19 protein-coding genes and 1 other RNA gene are annotated in these 20,280 nt (G+C 66.6%); 12 read left to right on the top strand and 8 right to left on the bottom strand.

Annotation, left to right across the window (positions count from 1 at the left end; genetic code table 11):
- Position 1 precedes the first annotated feature (1 nt).
- From LL962_RS06520 to LL962_RS06500, 5 genes are all read left to right on the top strand, one after another.
- Positions 2–517, top strand: a complete 516-nt coding sequence (locus tag LL962_RS06520; protein WP_228316349.1) for a chemotaxis protein CheW — start codon at positions 2–4, stop codon at positions 515–517.
- Between the two features lie 25 nt (positions 518–542).
- Positions 543–1,826 carry an EAL domain-containing response regulator gene (locus LL962_RS06515; RefSeq protein WP_228316348.1) on the top strand — a complete coding sequence of 428 codons (1,284 nt, stop codon included), beginning with the start codon at positions 543–545 and terminating at the stop codon, positions 1,824–1,826.
- Between the two features lie 3 nt (positions 1,827–1,829).
- Entirely contained in the window at positions 1,830–2,636 is an 807-nt protein-coding gene (locus LL962_RS06510; protein WP_228316347.1) for a CheR family methyltransferase, read from the top strand.
- A 14-nt stretch (positions 2,637–2,650) separates the two neighbouring features.
- Complete coding sequence (locus tag LL962_RS06505) at positions 2,651–3,766, top strand: protein-glutamate methylesterase/protein-glutamine glutaminase (protein ID WP_441004859.1); 1,116 nt, start codon at positions 2,651–2,653, stop codon at positions 3,764–3,766.
- A 175-nt stretch (positions 3,767–3,941) separates the two neighbouring features.
- Positions 3,942–4,265, top strand: a complete 324-nt coding sequence (locus tag LL962_RS06500; protein ID WP_228316345.1) for a hypothetical protein — start codon at positions 3,942–3,944, stop codon at positions 4,263–4,265.
- Positions 4,266–4,421: 156 nt separating this feature from the next.
- Here the strand turns inward: LL962_RS06500 and LL962_RS06495 are convergent, their stop codons facing one another.
- From LL962_RS06495 to gpmA, 3 genes are all read right to left on the bottom strand, one after another.
- Entirely contained in the window at positions 4,422–6,524 is a 2,103-nt protein-coding gene (locus tag LL962_RS06495) for a M13 family metallopeptidase (RefSeq protein ID WP_228316344.1), read from the bottom strand.
- A 289-nt stretch (positions 6,525–6,813) separates the two neighbouring features.
- Positions 6,814–7,128, bottom strand: a complete 315-nt coding sequence (locus LL962_RS06490; protein ID WP_228316359.1) for a hypothetical protein — start codon at positions 7,126–7,128, stop codon at positions 6,814–6,816.
- Between the two features lie 147 nt (positions 7,129–7,275).
- The gene (gpmA, locus tag LL962_RS06485) at positions 7,276–8,025 is read right to left on the bottom strand and encodes a 2,3-diphosphoglycerate-dependent phosphoglycerate mutase (RefSeq protein ID WP_228316343.1); all 750 of its coding nucleotides are present in this window, start codon (positions 8,023–8,025) and stop codon (positions 7,276–7,278) included.
- Between the two features lie 102 nt (positions 8,026–8,127).
- On the opposite strand from gpmA, the gene nfi reads away from it, so the two are divergent.
- The 3 genes from nfi (at position 8,128) to LL962_RS06470 (ending at position 10,593) form a co-directional block, all read left to right on the top strand.
- Complete coding sequence (gene nfi, locus LL962_RS06480; RefSeq protein ID WP_228316342.1) at positions 8,128–8,835, top strand: deoxyribonuclease V; 708 nt, start codon at positions 8,128–8,130, stop codon at positions 8,833–8,835.
- 153 nt (positions 8,836–8,988) lie between these two features.
- Positions 8,989–9,879, top strand: coding sequence for a pirin family protein (locus tag LL962_RS06475; protein ID WP_228316341.1), 891 nt, complete (start codon positions 8,989–8,991; stop codon positions 9,877–9,879).
- 252 nt (positions 9,880–10,131) lie between these two features.
- The gene (locus LL962_RS06470; protein WP_228316340.1) at positions 10,132–10,593 is read left to right on the top strand and encodes a hypothetical protein; all 462 of its coding nucleotides are present in this window, start codon (positions 10,132–10,134) and stop codon (positions 10,591–10,593) included.
- A gap of 352 nt (positions 10,594–10,945) precedes the next feature.
- Here LL962_RS06470 and LL962_RS06465 read toward each other — a convergent pair whose 3' ends face one another.
- Positions 10,946–11,800 carry a pirin family protein gene (locus tag LL962_RS06465; protein WP_104587317.1) on the bottom strand — a complete coding sequence of 285 codons (855 nt, stop codon included), beginning with the start codon at positions 11,798–11,800 and terminating at the stop codon, positions 10,946–10,948.
- 231 nt (positions 11,801–12,031) lie between these two features.
- On the opposite strand from LL962_RS06465, the gene LL962_RS06460 reads away from it, so the two are divergent.
- Both LL962_RS06460 and LL962_RS06455 read left to right on the top strand, forming a co-directional pair.
- Positions 12,032–14,104, top strand: coding sequence for a carbon starvation CstA family protein (locus tag LL962_RS06460; RefSeq protein WP_228316339.1), 2,073 nt, complete (start codon positions 12,032–12,034; stop codon positions 14,102–14,104).
- A complete protein-coding gene (locus tag LL962_RS06455) occupies positions 14,104–14,328 on the top strand; it encodes a YbdD/YjiX family protein (protein WP_005913245.1) in 225 nt (74 codons plus the stop codon). The genes LL962_RS06460 and LL962_RS06455 overlap by 1 nt, the downstream gene beginning before the upstream one ends.
- 605 nt (positions 14,329–14,933) lie before the next feature.
- Here LL962_RS06455 and LL962_RS06450 read toward each other — a convergent pair.
- Both LL962_RS06450 and LL962_RS06445 read right to left on the bottom strand, forming a co-directional pair.
- Positions 14,934–15,009: non-coding RNA, sX9 sRNA (locus LL962_RS06450), on the bottom strand.
- Between the two features lie 104 nt (positions 15,010–15,113).
- Positions 15,114–15,818, bottom strand: coding sequence for an HAD family hydrolase (locus LL962_RS06445; protein WP_228316338.1), 705 nt, complete (start codon positions 15,816–15,818; stop codon positions 15,114–15,116).
- Between the two features lie 237 nt (positions 15,819–16,055).
- Here LL962_RS06445 and LL962_RS06440 point away from each other — a divergent pair, with 237 nt between their 5' ends.
- Both LL962_RS06440 and LL962_RS06435 read left to right on the top strand, forming a co-directional pair.
- Entirely contained in the window at positions 16,056–16,820 is a 765-nt protein-coding gene (locus tag LL962_RS06440; protein WP_228316337.1) for an ankyrin repeat domain-containing protein, read from the top strand.
- Between the two features lie 36 nt (positions 16,821–16,856).
- The gene (locus tag LL962_RS06435; RefSeq protein ID WP_228316336.1) at positions 16,857–18,041 is read left to right on the top strand and encodes an XVIPCD domain-containing protein; all 1,185 of its coding nucleotides are present in this window, start codon (positions 16,857–16,859) and stop codon (positions 18,039–18,041) included.
- 181 nt (positions 18,042–18,222) lie between these two features.
- On the opposite strand, the gene LL962_RS06430 is transcribed toward LL962_RS06435, so the two are convergent.
- Together LL962_RS06430 and LL962_RS06425 are read right to left on the bottom strand one after the other, a co-directional pair.
- The gene (locus LL962_RS06430; RefSeq protein WP_228316335.1) at positions 18,223–19,473 is read right to left on the bottom strand and encodes a DUF819 family protein; all 1,251 of its coding nucleotides are present in this window, start codon (positions 19,471–19,473) and stop codon (positions 18,223–18,225) included.
- Positions 19,474–19,731: 258 nt separating this feature from the next.
- Positions 19,732–19,947 carry a hypothetical protein gene (locus tag LL962_RS06425; protein WP_228316334.1) on the bottom strand — a complete coding sequence of 72 codons (216 nt, stop codon included), beginning with the start codon at positions 19,945–19,947 and terminating at the stop codon, positions 19,732–19,734.
- Positions 19,948–20,280 lie beyond the last annotated feature (333 nt).

The raw sequence follows: 20,280 nt of genomic DNA, 5'->3' as shown, positions 1-20,280 counted from the left end.
GATGCAACCGCACAGCAGCGCGTCCGCCGATGCGCCTTCGCCCACGGCGCCGCAGCAATACCTGACGTTTTCGTTGGGCAAGGAGATGTTCGGCCTGGGCATTCTCGGCATCAAGGAAATCATCGAGTACCGCGTACCGACCGATGTGCCGATGATGCCGCCCGCCCTGCGTGGGGTGATCAACCTGCGCGGGACGGTGGTGCCGGTGGTGGATCTGCAGCAGCGCGTCGGCCGTAGCGCCAGCGCGATCACCAAGCGCAGTTGCATCGTGATCGTGGAGATCGCCCATGGCGACGGGCAGCAGGTGCTTGGCCTGTTGGTGGATGCGGTCAGCGAAGTGCTGGAGATCGCAGCCGAAGACATCGTCCAGGCGCCCAGCTTCGGTACCGGGGTTGCGCGCGATTTCATCCATGCCATGGGCAAGATCGGCGAGCGCTTCGTGATCCTGCTCGATGCCGATGCCGTACTGGGCCAGGATGCACTGGCCCAGCTCCCCGCCGCCGCACTGGCGGCCTGACTCTCGGATGCTCGCCAGGATTCCCATGCGCCCTGTTCTTCTCTCCTGCAACTGTACGCTGGCCGGCCCGGTGCTGGTCGTCGACGACAGCGTGGTCCAGCGCGAACACGCCATGGCGCTGTGCCGCCAGCTTGGCGCCAACGTGGTCGAGGGCGCCGCTGATGGTCATGCCGCATTGGACTGGTTGAGCCGCGCCAACGCACCTTCGCTGCTGCTGGTCGATCTGGAAATGCCCGGCATGGACGGCGTGCAGTTGCTCGACGCCTTGGCACGCGGCCAGTACACCGTGCCGGTGGTGGTGGTGTCGCAACGCGGCGGCGCGCTGATCGACGCGGTGATGCAGCTCAGCCGCAGCGCCGGGGTGCGCGTGCTGGGCGGCATCGAAAAGCCGATGAACCTGCAGGACCTGGCCGCCGTGCTGGAATGCGAACCTGCCTCCGCCGGTGCGACGCCGGCAGCGCGGTCGGCGGCGATCTCGCCACTGATGTCCAGCGGGGGCGCAGCCGCCTCGCGGCTGGACCGTGCCATGCGCCGCGGCGAGATCCGCGTGGCGTATCAGCCCAAGCTCGATCTGAAGGACGGCCGGCTGCGTGGCGTGGAAGCCCTGGCGCGCTGGCGCCGCCCGCAGGGCGACATGATCGGGCCGGACCGTTTCATTCCGCTGGCCGAACGTGAGGGACTGATCCACGCGCTGACCCAGCAGGTAATCGACAAGGCCATTACGCAGATGGTGGACTGGCGCGAGGAAGGCTTTCAGCTCAGCCTGGCGTTGAACCTGTCGCCGAACCTGCTGAGCGAGCAGGATTTCCTCGAACAGCTGTGCGCCAAGCTGGCCGACAACGGCCTGAGCCCGGCCGACCTGGTGCTGGAATTGACCGAGAGCGCCATCGTGGAGCCGGCCAACGCACTGAGCATGCTGGCGCGCCTGCGCCTGCACGGCTTCGGGCTGTCCATCGACGATTACGGCACCGGCTTTTCGTCGCTGCAGCGCCTGGCCAGCATTCCGTTCACCGAACTCAAGCTGGACCGCAGCTTCGTGCAGGCCGCCCATCGCAGCCGCAGCCAGCGCACCGTGCTCGAATCCACGCTGGAACTAGCGCACCGGCTGGAGCTGACTGCAGTGGCCGAAGGGGTGGAAACGCCCGACGACTGGCGCCTGCTGCGCGAGCTGGGCTGCGATCTGGCGCAAGGCTACCTGATGGGCTCGCCGATGCCGGGGCCGATGCTGTCGGACTGGTGGCGCGAGCACGCCGTGCGCATCGCGCGCCTGAGCGATGGTTCCTTCTCCGCCGATGCGGATGTGGCCTGAGTCATGAGTACCGCCACTGCCATCACCGAGCAGGAGTTCGGCCGCTTCCAGCGCTTCATCTTCGAGGCGGCCGGCATCAGCATTTCCTCCGGCAAGAAAGCCATGCTGTGCGGCCGCCTGGGCAAGCGCCTGCGCGAACATCAGTTCAACAGCTACACGCAGTATCTGCAGCTGCTGGAAAGCCGCCAGGACCGCGCCGAGATCCAGACTGCGATCGATCTGCTGACCACCAACGAAACCTATTTCTTCCGCGAGCCCAAGCACTTCGAACTATTGCGCAAACTGGCCGGCGAGCACCGTGGCGGATTGCCGTTGCGGTGCTGGAGCGCGGCCAGCTCCAGCGGCGAAGAGGCCTACAGCATGGCGATGGTGCTGGACGACACCTTGCAGGGGCGCCCGTTCGACGTGGTGGGTACCGACATCAGCACCCGCGTGCTGGCCAAGGCGCGTACCGGGCACTACGCGCTGCAGCGCATCGATGGCATTCCGCAGCCGTATCTCAAGCGCTACTGCCTGCGTGGCCAGGGCGAGTACGCCGGCACCTTGCTGGTGGAGCGGCGCCTGCGCGAGCGCGTGCAGTTCGTGCATGCCAATCTCAATGCCGCGCTGCCCGCATTGGGCAGCTTCGATGCGATCTTCCTGCGCAATGTCATGATCTATTTCAACGGCCAGACCAAGCGCGAAGTGATCCTGCGTGTACTCGCCAACCTGAAGTCGGGCGGCTACTTCTGTATCGGCCATTCGGAAAGCCTGAGCGAACTCGACATCGATCTGGTCCAGGTGGCACCCTCGATCTTCCGCAAGGCATGACCCGAGGATCCGCCATGCCGACAGCGTTCAACCGCCCCGCCGCCGCCCCTGCCCTGCACACCATCAAGGCGATGGTGGTGGACGACTCGGCGGTCGTCCGCCAGGTCCTGGTGGGCGTGCTCAACGACGCGCAGGGCATCGAGGTGATCGCCACCGCCGCCGATCCGTTGCTGGCGATCGAGAAGATGCGCCAGCAATGGCCGGACGTGATCGTGCTGGACGTGGAGATGCCGCGCATGGACGGCATCACCTTCCTGCGCAAGATCATGAGCGAGCGTCCCACCCCGGTGGTGATCTGCTCCACGCTCACCGAGAAGGGTGCGCGCGTGACCATGGATGCGCTGGCGGCCGGTGCCGTCGCGGTGGTGACCAAGCCGCGCCTGGGGCTCAAGCAATTCCTCACCGATTCGGCCGATGAACTGGTGGCCACGGTGCGCAGCGCCGCGCGCGCCAACGTCAAGCGGCTGGCCGCACGCGTCAGCGCCGCGCCGCTGGAGGCCGAGGTCAAGCACACCGCCGATGTGATCCTGCCGGCGCAAAGCGGCCGCGCCCTGGCGCAGACCACCGAGCGCATCGTGGCCATCGGCACCTCCACCGGCGGCACCCAGGCGCTGGAAGAAGTGCTCACCGCTCTGCCGCGCGTGTGCCCGGGCATCGTCATCGTGCAGCACATGCCGGAAAAGTTCACCGCCGCCTTCGCCGCACGCCTCGACGGCCTGTGCCAGATCGCAGTGAAGGAGGCCGCCAACAACGACCGCGTCATGCCCGGCCGTGCGCTGATCGCACCGGGAGGCAAGCACCTGCTGTTGCGCCGTAGCGGGGCGCAATACTTCGTCGAGGTGATGGAAGGCCCGCCGGTCAACCGGCACCGCCCGTCGGTGGATGTGCTGTTCCGCTCGGCCGCGCGAGCGGCCGGCAGCAACGCGCTGGGCATCATCATGACCGGCATGGGCGACGACGGTGCCGCCGGCCTGCTGGAAATGCGTCAGGCCGGCGCACGCACGGTGGCGCAGGACGAGCACACCAGCATCGTGTTCGGCATGCCCAAGGAAGCGATCAAGCGCGGCGGTGCCGACCGCATCCTGCCGCTGGGCGCGATGGCGCGCGAGATCGTCACGCAGTTGCAGTAGCTGCCACGCGCTCGTGGTCGTGGCTCTACCGGCATGCATGCCCCCGGGCGACTGGAACTCTTGGTCGCCAGCCCCTAAAGATCCACCACCGCTGCCGCTATCGTTCTTGAAGACCCAGCATTGCGCGGGTCACCCGGTGCGGCGACGCCCGCCGTCACGGGACAGGAGGTGCAGCATGGCCACACGCGATCTCACCGACAGCCTGTTCATCGATCCGGTCAGCGTCGACTCGGTATTCGTCGACCCCGTCATCGACGCAGGTGCCCACATCCACTGCACTGCCGCCACTGCACCGCCGGCCCCTATCACCGAGGACGAGCGCTTGCGGCCGCAGCGACTGCAGCAGGCGCTCACCGTGCAGTGCCCGCAGCCGCAGCCGGTTCTTCGCGCCGAGTGGGTGCAGGCACGGGCCGCCTTGCTCGCGATGGGCGATGCGCAAGACGATGGAGCTGCGCCGGAACCGCTCGACCGCTCGCCGCACGGCTGCCGCCTGCACTGACAAGGGTGTGCATTGCCGACCCACGCCGCTCGCATGCGCCGGCGGATCTCGGCGCTGCGCATCCGGCGGCAGCCATCCAGGCACCGTGGCCGCACTGCGGCGCCGCAGGCCGACCGCGCTCGCCCAAGGCGAGCGCGGTCGTTCGAGATGCCGCGATTACCAGATCGCGACGCGGCCCTTGTCGCCGCGCACCATCGCATCGCCCGGCTTGCACTGGAATGCCTGCGCGAACGCCGGCATGTTCGAAGGCGCCCCGTTGGCGCGGAAATTCGCCGGCGCATGCGGGTCGGTATTCAGACGCACGCGCAATTCGCCATCGGTGAAGTTGCGGCGCCACACCGTGGCCCAGTTCATGAAGAAGCGCTGGTCCTGCGAATAGCCGTCGATCGGCTTGTTCGCATCCGGCTGCTCCTTCAACGCCATCTGCAGGGCGTCGTAGGCCACGGTCAGGCCCCCCAGGTCACCGATGTTTTCGCCCAGGGTCAGCTTGCCCTTGACGTGCACGCCCGGAATCGCCTCGTAGCCGTCGAACTGCGCCACCAGCTGATCGGTGCGCTGGGTGAACAGCTTGCGGTCGGCATCGGTCCACCAGGTCGCGAAATTGCCCTTGGCATCGAACTGGCTGCCGGAATCGTCGTAGCCGTGCATCATCTCGTGGCCGATCACCGCGCCGATGCCGCCGTAGTTCAAGGCCGGATCGGCCTTGGGATCGAAGAACGGAGGTTGCAGGATCGCCGCCGGGAACACGATCTCGTTGCGGGTGGCGTTGTAGTACGCGTTCACCGTCTGCGGCGTCATATGCCACTCGCGCTTGTCCACCGGCTTGCCGATCTTGTCCAGCATGTAGCGGTAGTTGAACGCCTGGGCGGCCTGCATGTTGGCCAGGAATCCGTCGCCACGCGTCTGCAGGCCCGACCAGTCGCGCCATTGGTCCGGGTAGCCGATCTTGGGCGTGAAGCTGGCCCACTTTTCCAGCGCGCGCTGCTTGGTTTCCGCGCTCATCCAGTCGAGCTTTTCCAGCCGCGCCTTGAGCGCCGCAGACAGGTTCTGCACCAGTTGCTGCATCTGCTCCTTGGATTCGGCGGGGAAGGCGGACTGCACGTAGAGCTGGCCCAGCGCCTCACCCATCGCCTCGTTGACCGCGTTCAAGGTGCGCTTCCAGCGCGGCAGCATGTCCTGCTGGCCGCGCAGCGTCTTGGCATAGAAATCGAAGTTGGCCTGCTCGAATGGCTTGGCCAGATACGGCGCGGCCTCGTCGATGCTGTGGAAGCGCAGGTAGGCCTTCCAGGTCTCCACCGGAGTGTCGGCGAGCATTACATCGAGTTCGGCGAAATAGCCAGGCTGGCTCAACGAGAAGGTGCCGGCCGGCACCTTGAGCACGCTGAAGAAGGCCTGCCAGTCGAAGTGCGGCGTCACCGCGTTGGCGCCGGCCACATCGACCGGGTTGTAGCGCTTGGCCGGGTCGCGCAGTTCGATCCGCGACAGCGAGGCCTTGGCCAGCCGCGTTTCGAATGCCATCACTGCCTTGGCCTGCGTTGCCGCCTGCGCCGCCGGGATGCCGGACAGTTCCAGCACGCGTGCGATGTAGGCCACGTACTGCTCGCGGATCCTGGCCTGCGCCGGATCGGTGTAATAGCCCTTCTCGGGCAGGCCCAGACCGCCCTGCCCCGCATAGGCGATCATCTGTTCGGAATTCCTGTAGTCGGCATTGGCACCGAACGAGAACACCAAACCCTGGCCCTTGGCATAGCTGTCGCGCAGCCACGCCGCGATGGCCGGCGCATCGGCCAGCGCATCGATCGCCTGCAACTGCGGCTGCAACGGCGCGATACCGGCGGCGTCGATGGCCGCTTCGTCCGAGCCGGTGCGCCACAGATCGGCGATCTTGGCGTCCACCGAGCCGGCCGATAGATTGCCGCGTGCCAGCTGCTCCACCAGCGCATGCTGGATGGTCAACGAGCGCTCGGCCAGCACTTCGAAACTGCCCCAGCTGCTGCGGTCGGACGGCACCGGGTTGGCCTTGAGCCACTTGGCGTTGACGAAGCCGTTGAGGTCCTGGCAGGCCTTGATGGACGGATCCAGGTCGCCACTGCCGAACGCCACGATCGGCGCGTCGAGTGCGGACACGTCCACCCTGGCCGGCGCGGGTTGCGGCGCGGTAGGCGCGGCCTTGGGGGCCTGGTCCGAGGCACCACAGGCCGACAACCCGGCCGTCATGGCCAACGCAAGCGACAACGGCGAGAAACTGCTCAACTTCATTGCATTCTCCAAGGCACGACCGCGCATGCGCGGCCGAAGAAAGGTCGGCAGCCGGTCGAGAGCGCTGGCGACGAGCAGCGCATCGAGCAGCGCCCGCTCCTTCGTCAGCCACTCGACAACCGGCCATCCCAGATCACTGCAGCGGCACCGCAAGGCACCGACGTCCGCTGCCGCGCGTTATCGAACGTCATTGCAACCCCTGGCCGCTGGCGCACCTACCACTGACGCCGCGACCGACGTTTGCCACCCAACACCCGCATCCCGGCGCAGCACGCGCCATCGCATGCCCTCAACGACGCACGTAGAACGGCGCCATCACCAGATACAGCGGATACGCCAACACCATCAGCACCAGGGCGACCTCATGCCCGGATGCCGCATCGGCCCATGCTTCCATCTGTCGCACCGGTCCGACGACGCCAAACCCCATCAGCAGCGCGCCCATCGCGCTGATCAACAACGCCAGCACCAGCCCAGCGCCGGAGATGTCGCGAGCGGCCAGGGCGACAAAGCCAGCGCCGCCTGCCACCAGCATGCCCAGCGTCACCAGATATGCGCGGCAGTAGACGGCATTCATCTGCCGGGTCTTCCGTTTGCCGAACATCATGTCCGGCCCGCACACGCGTGCGGGGCGCGCATCACGCCCATGCACCACCTCCATGCAACGCAGCACGCAGCGCTTCGCAGCCGTGTGCCACACAAGAACAGGCGCTGCGCGCGACGCACGCAACGCTGCAACCGCCAGCGGCGCTTACTTCGCCTTGCCCTGATTGGCGACTGCCTCGGCCGCCCGCTTGGCCGTTTCCGGGTCGCCCAGATAGCGGTAGCTGCGCACCTGCAGGCTGTCGTCCAGTTCGAACAGCAGCGGGATGCCGGTGGGGATGTTGAGCTCCAGGATCTGCTCGTTGGAAATGTCGTTGAGATACTTGTACAGCGCGCGCAGGGAATTGCCGTGCGCGGTCACCAGCACGGTCTGGCCGGCCTTCAACTGCGGTGCGATTGCGTCGTGCCAGTAAGGCAGCACGCGCACCAGCGTGGTCGCCAGCGACTCGGTGCCCGGCAACGCATTGCGATCCAGCCTGGCATAGCGGCGATCGTGGCAGGGATGGCCGGGGTCTTCGACATCCATCGTCGGCGGCGGGATGTCGTAGGAACGCCGCCAGATCTTGACCTGCTCTTCGCCATGCTTGGCCGCGGTCTCCGCCTTGTCCAGACCCTGCAACCCACCGTAATGGCGCTCGTTGAGGCGCCAGCTCTTGTGCACCGGCAGCCAGTCCTGGTCGAGCTCCTTCAATGCGCCCTGCAGCGTATGGATGGCGCGCTTGAGCACCGAGGTATACGCCACGTCGAACTGCAGCCCTTCGTCCTTCATCAGCTTGCCGGCGGCAGCGGCCTCCTGACGGCCCTGCTCGGTGAGGTCCACATCCACCCAGCCGGTGAAGCGGTTGTCCAGGTTCCATTGGCTCTGGCCATGGCGCAGCAGTACGAGTTTGCGGGTCACTACGGTTCTCCGATTGGGGCCGATCAGCCTGCGATTGTAGCGGCAGCCAGCGCATCGCTGGCGTGCACGATGCCGCCACGCGCTGCACGCGATGCTGCGGTCATGTCCACCATCGCTCCCGTCTTCGCCGGTTGGGACGGCAGTGTCGTCCAGGCCCGCCAGTTGCAGCAGCAACTGGCGCAGCAGGTCGTGCTGCAGGATACGCTCGCCGCAGCGCCGCAGCTGCTGGCCGGCTTCGACGTCGGTTTCGAAGACGAAGGCCGGACCACGCGCGCGGCGGCCGTGCTGCTGGACGCGCAGAGCTTGCTGCCGCTGGAGATGCAGGTGGCACGCGTACCGACCTCGATGCCCTACGTGCCCGGCCTGCTCAGCTTTCGCGAACTGCCGGCCCTACTGCAGGCGCTGGCGCTGTTGTCGCGGCCGCCGGATCTGGTGTTCGTCGACGGCCAGGGCATCGCCCATCCGCGCCGGCTCGGCATCGCCGCGCACTTCGGCGTGGTGACCGGGCTACCCAGCATCGGGGTGGCCAAGCAGCGTCTTGCCGGCCAGTTCGCCGACCCCGGCCCGGAACGCGGCGACCACAGCCCGATCCTGCTGGGCGGCGCGCAGATCGGCTGGGCGCTGCGCAGCAAGCCACGCTGCAAGCCGTTGATCGTCTCGCCCGGCCATCGCGTGTCACTGCAAGGCGCACTCGACTGGACCCTGCGCACCCTGCGAGCCTATCGCCTGCCGGAACCCACGCGTCTTGCAGACCACCTGGCCTCACGCCGCGGCGAGATCGTGCTGCCCGCGCAAGCAAGCCTGCTCTGATACAGCACGAGCGCGGGCCCCCTGCATGGCCTGCGCGTGGACCACAGCCGTGCGCGATCGGGGCAGGCAGAACATTCCATCTTGGGCGCCGCCGCACGCAGGACGCGATGCGCATGCGAAGCTTCGGCCTCCGCTTCGTCACGAGCCAGCGCCATGACCACCCTGATCGCCCCGCGTGTGCACGACATCGGCGGGCTGCAAGTGCGCCGCGCCGTGCCCACCCTGCAGGCGCGCAGCGTGGGTCCGTTCGTGTTCGTCGACCACATGGGGCCTGCGGTGCTGGAGCCGGAGCATGGGATCGACGTGCGCCCGCATCCACATATCGGCCTGGCCACGGTGACCTTCCTGTGGGCCGGCGAGATCGGCCATCGCGATACGCTGGGCTCGGATCAGATCATCCGTCCGGGCGACGTCAACTGGATGACCGCCGGGCGCGGCATCGCCCATTCCGAACGCACGCCCGGCCCCGGGCGCGTGCGCGAACACGCGTTGCACGGCATGCAGACCTGGATCGCGCTGCCGCGCTCGGCCGAGGAAACCGCGCCGGCGTTCCATCACTTCGCCGCCGCCAGCCTGCCGCAGCAACGCCGCAACGGGGTATGGCTGCGCGTGATCGCCGGCCGCGCCTATGGCGAGGAATCGCCGGTGCAGGTGTTCAGCGGCACCCTCAACGTGGCGCTGGATCTGGCACCGGAGGCGGAGATCGACCTGGATGCCGGCCATGCCGAGCGTGCCCTGTACATCCTCGACGGCCAGGCGCAACTGGACGGCGCCGATGTGCCGGCGCGCCACCTGATCGTACCCGCGCCGGGCGCTCGTGGGCGCCTGCGCGCCAAAACCCCGCTGAAGGCACTGCTGCTCGGCGGCGAGCCACTCGATGGCCCGCGTCATCTGTGGTGGAACTTCGTGTCCAGCTCCAAGGAGCGCATCGAGCAGGCCAAGGACGACTGGCAGGCCGGCCGTTTCGGCACCATTCCGGGCGACGATCAGGAGTTCATCCCCCTGCCGCAGACTCCGGCACCGAAGCCGGTTGATTACCCTTGAAACCGTGCGCGAAACCAGCATCGGTACCCGATCGGTCGCCATGTCCCGTTTTGCGAGTGCCGCACCGCACAAGCGGTGCCGCGGGGGATTGCGACAGGGCTTGAGCTTGCTCCCGCAGATGTGGTAGTGATGGTGGCGTGAGCGGAGCGCGTCACGTGCACGGCAGACTCGAAGCGGGGAGCTAGAGGCGCTGCACGGCACGAAGGTCGACGTCGCCCCCCGCATCGTCATCCAACGCCGGGGAACCCTTGAATGAAGCCTGCATCCTTCCTTGTCGGCCTGAGTCTGCTGCTAGCCGCAGCCACGGCCAACGCCCAGACCTCGCCAGTCTGCCCACCGCTGCCGCCAGCCTCGGGCCTGCAGTGGAACGAGCTGGCCGGTGCCGACTATCTGGTCTGCAAGGCGGTCAATGCCGAAGGCCGCCAGCTGGTGGGCATCATGCTGACCACGCGGGACCCGGCCATGGCGCTGGCCCGCGACCGGCGCGCCGAAAAGGGCCAGATCCAGCAGGAAGACTTCTACTGGTACAAGCTCGACCTGGGCGGCCGCGAGATACCAGGCATGGAGTCGCGCCGCGTCACCGTGGTGGAGCTGGGCAAGAAGCGCTATGCGCAGCTCTGGATCGACGGGGCCAACAACGACGAACTGGCCTCGATGCAATCGCTGGTCCAGGCCATGGATCTGCAACCGGCCAGCCTCGCCCTGCAGCGCTGACCCGTGTGCGATGAGGCGCCATCCCTTGCCGGAGCGCGCCTCATCGGATCCCCCTCGCCTTCCGGACGTCCGCACGGCGAGCGCCGGTCGTTGATGGGCGCCAAGGCAGCGCACATCGAACCCCGCATGCGCCACGTGTCACGTGAATGCACCACGCATGCCCTGCGTCCAATCGCACCTGAGCTCGCGGGCCGGCAGCCACACATCCTGGCTGTCGGCCCGCGAGGCGTCGCTGCCGCGGCGGTGCGTGCCCGATAGGTCTGGCCTCAGGAACGCGCGCGCGGCAGCGTTATCGCGCCGGGCGCAACAACCCGTGTGACCGGCGCCCTGCCGCACGCTTGCGCGTTCGGGATCAGAACCGTCCTTCCTGAAAGTCGACGAACGCCTGCATCAGTTCCTGCCTGGTGTTCATCACGAACGGGCCATGCCGCATCACCGGCTCGTTGAGCGGGCGCCCGGCCACCAGGATCAGGCGCGCGCCCTGATCGCCCGCACGCAGCGCCAGACGCTGGCCGCCGCCCAGCACCGCCAGTTCCTGCGCCGGCAGGTTGCGTGCGGCCTCGCCCTCGCCCACCGCCACCGCGCCCTCGAAGGCATACGCAAAGGCACTGTGCCCCTCGGGCAGCAGATAGTCCCACGCCGCATTCGCGTCCAGGGCGATATCCAGGTACACCGGGCTGGTCGCCGGCTGCACGATCGGGCCGGTCACCTCGCCCACTGCGCCGGCGATCACCTTGACCGTCACGCCTGCCGCAGGCTGCGCCACCGGAATGCGGTCCGGCGCGTACTCCTGGTACCGGGGGTCGGTCATCTTGTCGCGTGCCGGCAGGTTCACCCAGAGCTGGAACCCGCGCATCCGCCCGGATTCCTGTTCGGGCATTTCCGAATGGATCACGCCGCGGCCGGCAGTCATCCACTGCACGCTGCCGGGCGTCAGCAGACCTTCGTTGCCGTGGTTGTCCTTGTGCCGCATGCGCCCGTCCAGCATGTAGGTCACCGTCTCGAAGCCGCGGTGGGGGTGGCTGGGAAACCCGCCGATATAGTCTTCGGGCTTCTCGGTACCGAACTCGTCCAGCATCAGGAACGGGTCCAGTTCGGGAAGCTGCTGGGTGCCGATGACGCGCGTCAGGCTGACGCCGGCGCCGTCGGAGGTGGGCAGGCCGCGGATGGTGCGCAGCACATGCGCCGGTGTGGTCGGAGTGGTCATTGCCTGATCCCTGTGCAGTGTCTAGGTACAGCCATCATGGGTACGGGTAGCGCCGCTCCCAATCACGACCGCTGCAACCGATCGTTCCAAACGCCAGCCTGCTTCCAGATTGCTAGCGCATCCTGTGCCCAATCACTCTACGACCAAAGTTTTACCCCGCTGCGGAGCGCCGGCATTGACCGCAGGCGGGCACGGGTGGACCCTTGGGCGAATCGTTTCTGAGGGGCATGCATGAAAGGGTTCTCGAAGCTGGCCTGGGGCGCGCTGGCGCTGCTGGCTGCGTTCTGCCTGGGTACCGTGGCGCTGCGGCGCGGCGAGCACATCAACGCGTTGTGGATCGTGGTGGCGGCGGTGTCGATCTATCTGATCGCCTACCGGTTCTACAGCCTGTTCATCGCCAACAAGGTGATGCAGCTGGATCCCACACGCGCCACCCCGGCCATCGCCAACAACGACGGCCTGGACTATGTGCCCACCAACAAGCACGTGCTGTTCGGCCACCACTTCGCCGCGATCGCCGGCGCCGGCCCGCTGGTCGGCCCGGTGCTGGCCGCGCAGATGGGCTACCTGCCCGGCCTGTTGTGGCTGGTGGTGGGCGTGGTGTTCGCCGGTGCGGTGCAGGATTTCATGGTGCTGTTCCTGTCCAGCCGCCGCAACGGCCGCTCGCTGGGCGACCTGGTCCGCGAAGAGATGGGCCAAGTACCGGGCACCATCGCCCTGTTCGGTGCGTTCCTGATCATGATCATCATCCTGGCGGTACTGGCGATGGTGGTGGTCAAGGCGCTGGCCGAAAGCCCGTGGGGCATGTTCACGGTGATCGCCACGATGCCGATCGCGATCATGATGGGCGTGTACATGCGCTACATCCGCGTCGGCAAGATCGGCGAGATTTCGGTGGTGGGGTTGATCCTGCTGCTGGCTGCGATCTGGCTGGGCGGCAAGGTCGCCGCCGACCCTACCTGGGGCCCGGCCTTCACCTTCACCGCCAAGCAGATCACCTGGATGCTGATCGGCTACGGTTTCGTGGCCTCGGTACTGCCGGTGTGGCTGCTGCTGGCGCCGCGCGACTACCTGTCCACCTTTCTCAAGATCGGCACGATTCTGGCACTGGCGATCGGCATCCTGGTGGTGATGCCCGACCTGAAGATGCCGGCACTGACCCAGTTCGCCTCCAGCGGCGATGGCCCGGTATGGAAGGGCGGCATCTTCCCGTTCCTGTTCATCACCATCGCCTGTGGCGCGGTTTCCGGTTTCCATGCGCTGATCTCTTCCGGCACCACGCCCAAGCTGCTCGCCAATGAAGGCCACATGCGCTACATCGGGTACGGCGGCATGCTGATGGAATCGTTCGTGGCGATCATGGCGCTGGTGGCAGCGTCGATCATCGAGCCGGGCGTCTATTTCGCCATGAACAGCCCCGCTTCGCTGGTCGGCACCGATGCGGTCGCCGTCGCGGCCAAGGTGTCCGAATGGGGCTTTGCGATTACCCCTGAAGTGCTGGAAGCCACCGCCAAGGACATCGGCGAACACAGCATCCTGGCCCGCGCCGGCGGCGCGCCCACGCTGGCGGTGGGCATCGCGCAGATCCTGCACCAGCTGTTGCCGGGCGAGGACACCATGGCGTTCTGGTACCACTTCGCCATCCTGTTCGAAGCCTTGTTCATCCTCACTGCGGTCGATGCCGGCACGCGTGCGGGCCGCTTCATGCTGCAGGATCTGCTGGGCAACTTCATCCCGGCGCTGAAGAAGACCGAGTCGTGGGCCGCCAACATCATCGGCACCGCCGGCTGCGTGGCGCTGTGGGGCTATCTGCTGTACACCGGCGTGGTCGATCCGTTCGGCGGCATCCAGACGCTATGGCCGTTGTTCGGCATCTCCAACCAGATGCTGGCCGGGATCGCGTTGATGCTGGGCACGGTAGTGCTGTTCAAGATGAAGCGCGACCGCTACGCCTGGGTCACCATCGTGCCGGCGCTGTGGCTGTTGCTGTGCACGACCTACGCCGGGCTGATCAAGATCTTCGACAGCAACCCGGCGCAGGGCTTCCTGGCACAGGCGCACAAGTTCCAGGCCGCCATTGCCAGCAACACCATCACCGCACCGGCCAAGACCGTGCCGCAGATGCAGCAGATCGTCACCAATGCCTACGTCAACACAGGGCTGACGGTGCTGTTCCTGTTCGTGGTGGGCGCGATCCTGATCTACTCGGTCAAGACGATCGTGATCGCGCGACGCACTCCGCAGCGCAGTGACCGCGAAACCCCCTACGTGGCCCTGCAGCCACACCAGATGGCGGACCTGTAATGGGCACCCAACTCGTCCTGGCCAGCCAGTATCAGGCGCACCGCCGCATCTGGCGGCGCCTGATCCAGACCGCGCGGCTGTGCTGCGGCATTCCCGACTACGACAACTACGTGCGGCATATGCTGGAAAAGCATCCCGACAAGCCGGTGATGGATTACCCCGCCTTCTTCCGCGAGCGCCAGGACGCGCGCTACGGCGGCAAGAGTGGATTTCGCTGCTGTTGATCGGCTGAGTGGCTGATCAGCGAGTGACTGATCATCTAGTGGAACCGCAACAGGGCGCGATGCGAATCGCGCCCTGTTGCGTTGCTAGCGTGAGTTAGCCGCAGGGTGCTTGCCTGCCACCGTCGCGGGATGCGCCGCAAAGTAGAGCGGCTGATCTGCGGCTTGGCTGCAAGGCCCTTGCCCGCTCACCATCGCGGGACACGCTGCAAGCTAGAGCGGCTGAACTGCTGCTTTGCTGCAAGGCCCTTGCCCGCCCACCATCGCGGGACACGCTGCAAGTACGTCCTTGTAAGCTCTTACGCGACGGTGAGCGGGCAAGGACCAGTCGGGATGGTCGGTATGCAAAATGCAGGAGGCAATACATGAGGTGCTTCCAATTCGCTAATTCTCATGTCGTTGCGGCCCGCAGCGGCAAGCCAATGCAACTAGCAAGCTGGCCCGTTTTCACCTGGCGACCGACCAACTCTGGTGCGATGTCCTCACCGATTGCGGGACCGTTTGGCGCATGGATGCCGCCACCGAGCCCCCAGGGACGGGTTTACGGCGTGTCCCGCAAGCGGTGAGGGCATCGCACGCTCGACCAACTAGGCTTTTGATCTAAGAGCGGCTAACAAAACGTGGCGAGCGGTCGTCAGGTGGGTGTGGACGGCGCGGAGGAGCCGGAGTGTACGGGTGGTTCGTGCCGATTCCGAGCACCGGTCGCGCCCGCCTGGCGGCTGCACAGCCGCTTTATCAGTTGCTCTGAGCATTCGACTGCAGCCAAACGATGCGACGACGCGACATCCTCAACCAGCGCGCTTTTGCGCGAGCCGCTCGAACAATGCAGGCAAATCGCGCATATCGTCGAATACCTCCAGCACGCCGATCCGACGCAAGGTCTCGCTGTGCCCCTGTGGAATATGCCTGGCACCGGTAAACCCCAACGCCTGCATGCCTGCCGCCAGCGCGGCAGTGGCACCGGTCGGGCTGTCTTCGATCACCAGGCAACGCTCCGGGGCGACACCGGCGGTGCGCGCGGCCAGCAGGTACACATCCGGTGCCGGCTTGGGCCGCTCCACCATATCGGCACTGAAAATCCGCCCTGCCGCACGCGCCGTGAGCCCGGCCCGCTCCACCGATGCAATCACGTTGTGACGCCGGCTGTTGGAGGCCACCGCCAGCGGCAACGGAATCTGCTCCAGCGCCTCGCGCACGCCCGGGATGGGCTGTACTTCGGCGGCGATCAGGGACTCGCTGCGTGCCTGGATCTGCGCCAGCAAGGTGTCCGGCAACGGCAAGGCAAAATGCTCTTCCACACGCCGCAACACCTCGCGCGTGGTCTGCCCGAACGTGGTTTCCAGCAGCTGTTCCAGCGGCTCGCTCGGCACAAAAGACGCGAGCGCCTCACGCATCACCCGATCGGCCAATATCTCGCTGTCGACAAGAACACCATCGCAGTCACTGATCAGTAGCTCGTAGCCCATTGCACCCATCTGCTTGCAAAGCGCCATTATGCCGGCCGCCTTGTGACCATTGGCCGTGCCGCGGCGCCTGCGTGACGCTGACCGCATCGGACGACCCCGGGGCTGCACAGCCGCGCAAGCAGGCCGGGCCGTACGCCGACGCTGCTGCAGACGCAGGTTACGAAATCTTACCGCACCCGATTTTTGCAGCTGGTAGGATCTGCCCCGCTGCGGCGGGACCTGCCGTAGCGTCTTCAGGAATGCGATCAGGAGAAGGAGATTTCGATGCAGACGCGATTCCCGACCCTGCTCGTTCTTGCGACCTCGTTTTTCGCGGTCTCATGCACCGCTTCCGCTGGTGCCAAGGAGCAAACCAACATGTCAGCTACGCTGCAGGACCACACCGTCGCCTTTCGCGACCCACGCTTGACCGACATCGCCGGCGCCATCGCGCAAGGCGACGTCGCCCGGATCAAGGCCCTCGCCCCCACCGTCGATCTCGCCGCGCACGGCGATCAGCACGTGACCTTGCTGGAGTGGGCGATCTGGAACGAACAACCGCGCGCGCTGGATGCCCTGCTCGCTGCAGGCGCAGACCCTGCGCTGCCGGGTATGGACCAGGAAACCGTGGTGCACATGGCCGCGATGGCGCAGGATCCGGAGTATCTGAAGATCCTGCTGCAGCACAGGGCGCCGATCGACGTGGTCAGTGCGCGTGCCGGCTGGACGCCGTTGTTCCGCGCCGTACAGAGCAAGCGCGATGCGCAGATCGATCTGCTGCTCGACGCCGGCGCCGACGCCAGGCGCGTCGATCACACCGGCAACAGCCTGCTGCATGTGGCCGCCCAGAGCGGTGCCGCCAACCCGGCAGTGTTGCGGTTACTCGAGGCCGGCGTGGATCCTGCGCTGCGCAACGCACAGCAGAAGACCTTCCAGGCGTATTTCTTCACCACACCGGACCGGCTGCTCAATGCCGGCGGCCAGCAGGTCAGATCGGATGTGCGCGCATGGTTGAACGCCCACGACATTCCCGTTGAAAGCAGCCGCTAAGCGCGCTTTCCGCACGATCAACGCAAGGAGCCGCGCATGAGCCCGCAAGATTCCACTTCTTCCACCGCCGCATTTGCAGAAGCGATGCGCGGACAACAGCCGCAGCCGCAGGACCGGCAGTTTCCGGCGCTGCTGCAAGACCTCTACGCAACTGCGAACCAGCGCCGCGAGGGCGTCCCCGAGACGTTTGCGCCGCTCGCCAATGGCTGGTCGCGCATGGACGACAACGCATTGCGGCAGGCCGGCATCGACCCTGCCCTGCTGCACGATGGCAAGAGCGGCTTCGATGCCGCGTTCTATCGCAACGACCAGGGCCAGGTGGTGCTCGGTTTCTGCGGCACCGACGAGGGCAAGGACTGGAAGCACAATATCGGCCAGGGCCTGGGGTTCGACGATGCGCAGTACGCATCGGCCATCCAGCTCGGCAGCCAGGCCAGGCAGGCATTCGGCGACCAGGTCGTGATTTCCGGCCATTCCCTGGGCGGCGGACTGGCGGCCGCATCGGCCATGGTCAACGACATTCCCGCTGTGACCTACAACGCGGCCGGCGTCAACGACCGCACGCTGGAACGCCAGGGCCTGGATGCAGCGGCAGCCAAGGAGTACGCCAGCAGCGAGTTGATCCGCGGCTATCACGTCAAGAACGAACTGCTGACCCACTTGCAGGAAGACAGCATTCCGCTCAAGTGGGCGATGCCCGATGCGGCCGGCCACCAGATCGAATTGCCTGACCCGGATCCATTGTCGTTCGGGCAGCGTCTGGTGCCCGGCATGATGCTCAAGCATCGTCTGGACCTGCACGGCATGGATGCGGTGATCAAGGCGCAGGACATGCAATCACCGGAGCCCAACCGTGCCGCCGCGTTGCAGCCCGGCAGCCAGCTGTTCAACGATGCGGTGGTGCGGCTGGACGGCCAGCGCGAACGCCTGGGATTGCGCGACGACGACGCCTTCCTCAACACCGCCGCCAGCGTCGCTGCGCGTGCCGGCAACGACGGCCTGCGGCGGATCGATCACCTGGTCCCCAACCGCCACGGCGACAGCCTGATTGCGGTGCAGGGCCGGATGGACGACCCGGCCCATCTGCGCAGCCACGTACAGACTGCCTCGGCGGCCAACGAACCTGTGCAAGGCAACGTGAGTCAGTTGCAGCAGCACAACCAGCAACAGGCGCATCAGCCTGCCCAACAGGAAGAGCAGCGGCGCGTCGTCCAGCACTGACGCGCGCCTGGCGACGCGAGAACCACTGGCGCCGCCGCAGGCTCGAGATCCAGAGGCATTGCAGCGTCGCCGTACCGGCGGCGGCGCTGCGCTCCCTGCCGCAGCCGCCCGACGTACAGCCGCTGTCAGGCGCAAGGGGCGCGGCTGAACGCAGGCGGGGTTGCGGCAGGCAGGCAGCCTGTCATCCGGCCCCGGCCATCGCGCGCAGCGTGATGCCAACGACATAGGCCAGATAGGTACCGGTGGCATAGCCCAGCGTGCCGAGCAGCACTCCGACCGGTGCCAGCGCCGGGTGGAATGCGGCGGCGACCACAGGCGCCGAGGCCGGGCCGCCGACATTGGATTGCGAGCCGATCGCGAAGTAGAAGAACGGCACCTGCAGCCAACGGCCCAGTGCCCATAGCAGGACGATATGCACCGCGATCCAGATCAGGCCGAGCAGGAACAGCCAGGGCCGGTCCAGCAGCGCCAGCAGATCCATCTGCATGCCGATGCAGGCGATCAGGAAATACAGCAGCAGCGAACCGATCCTGGAGGCGCCGGCGCCTTCCAGATTGCGTGCGCGGGTGAAGCTGAGCAGCAGCCCCAGGCTGGTCGCCAGCACCACCACCCAGACGAACGGCGCATCCAGACTGAATCGGCTGGCCCAGCTCAGATGCGCCTTGCACCAAGCGGCCAGCGGATTGGCGAGCGCATGCGCCAGGCCGACACCACCGAACCCCACCGCCACGATCACCATCAGATCGCTCAGGCTGGGAATGCGCGCATGCTCGGCCTGGAAGCGCGCCATGCGCTCCTGCAGCGCGTCCAGCGCGCGCGTATCGGCGCCGCTGCGCACATCGATCGCGCGGGAGCGCCCGGCCACGAAGATCAGGACCGCCATCCACACATAGCCGACGCCGACATCGACCACCGCAAACTGGCCGAAGGTCGTTGCATCCACATTGAACACCTCGCGCATCGCCAGCATGTTGGCGCCGCCACCGATCCAGCTACCGGCCAACGCCGCCATGCCGGCCCAGGTATCGCCCGCCACGGTGGCAGGATGCAGCCAGCCCATCACCTGGAACGCCACCACGGCACCCAGCATGATGCTCAGCGACGCCCCCAGGTACATGACCACCAGCTTGGGCCCCAGCCCCAGGATGGCGCGCAGGTCGATGCTCAGGGTGAGCAGGATCAGCGCCGCAGGCAACAACACATCGCGGGCGATCGGGCTATACAACCGCGTGTTGCCGCCGTCGATCAAGCCGATGGTGTTGTAGATCCCCGGCAGCAGATAGCACAGCAGCAATGCCGGCACCACCGCGTAGACCCGCCGCCACAGCCCCTGCTCGCGCGAAGAGGTCCAGAACACCGCGCCCAGGGTGGCGGCGATCAGACCGAAGACGACGATATCGTTCTGGATCAGGGCAGGAGCGGACGCAGTCACTGCAAGGCGGGTTCCGGACAGAGGGCCGCCGATGCGGATCGGTCCGACAGCGGCCGATGCATTGAATCTAGCCGACCCGGTCGCCCGCGCAAAGCCCTGCAGGCTTGCAGCATGCCCGCACTCCAGCCGTATGGGTCAGCCGGCAACGGCGCAGCGCACGACCGTACACCGGCCAGCCGACCGGCAAGCGGACCAAGGGTGATGTTCGTGCCGGGATTGCCCTCGTGCGGACAGCCGGCACGAACGCCTCACATCGGATCAGCCGTAACGCCGCACCACGCGATCGCCCTCGGCGGTGTTCAGCACCACCCCACTGGGTTGACCGGTGAGCATGCAATGCAGCTTGGCCATCAGCTCGGCATTTTCCAGCGCGCCCTGCTCGCGCAGGTAACGTAGCGGCGACCATTGTGGGCGGGTGACCCACCAGCCGCCTTGTTCGGGATGAATGCGTACGACGTATCGGGACTCGTCCATCAGGCCTCCGGCCAGTAGGTACAGCGCTCTAAACGAGGAGTGCCCTGCCGCGCAAACCGCGCGGTGCACCCGGGATCGGACCATCCGTCTCAACCTGCGTGTACACCCCGCATGCCGACATGCCCTTACTCAAGGGGCCGCGGGAGAGTAGCCAGAGGCCCCGCGTTCGGCATAGCCAGCATGCGTATTTACTAATGGTGGCGCCGTCGGGGGGACACTGGCGTACCGGTAGGAAAATTCTTACGTGACACGGATCACGTCCAGCGGTACATTCCTATACACAGGGTGAACGCCATGTAACAAGCGGCCACGACAAGGCCGCCGGATCCGTGG

Origin of the sequence: Xanthomonas sp. NCPPB 1067 (assembly GCF_020783795.1) — a bacterium.
In the GTDB taxonomy this organism is placed as follows: domain Bacteria; phylum Pseudomonadota; class Gammaproteobacteria; order Xanthomonadales; family Xanthomonadaceae; genus Xanthomonas; species Xanthomonas melonis.
The sequence above is the reverse complement of the archived record's forward strand: the minus strand, read 5'-3'. Positions and strand labels throughout refer to the sequence as shown.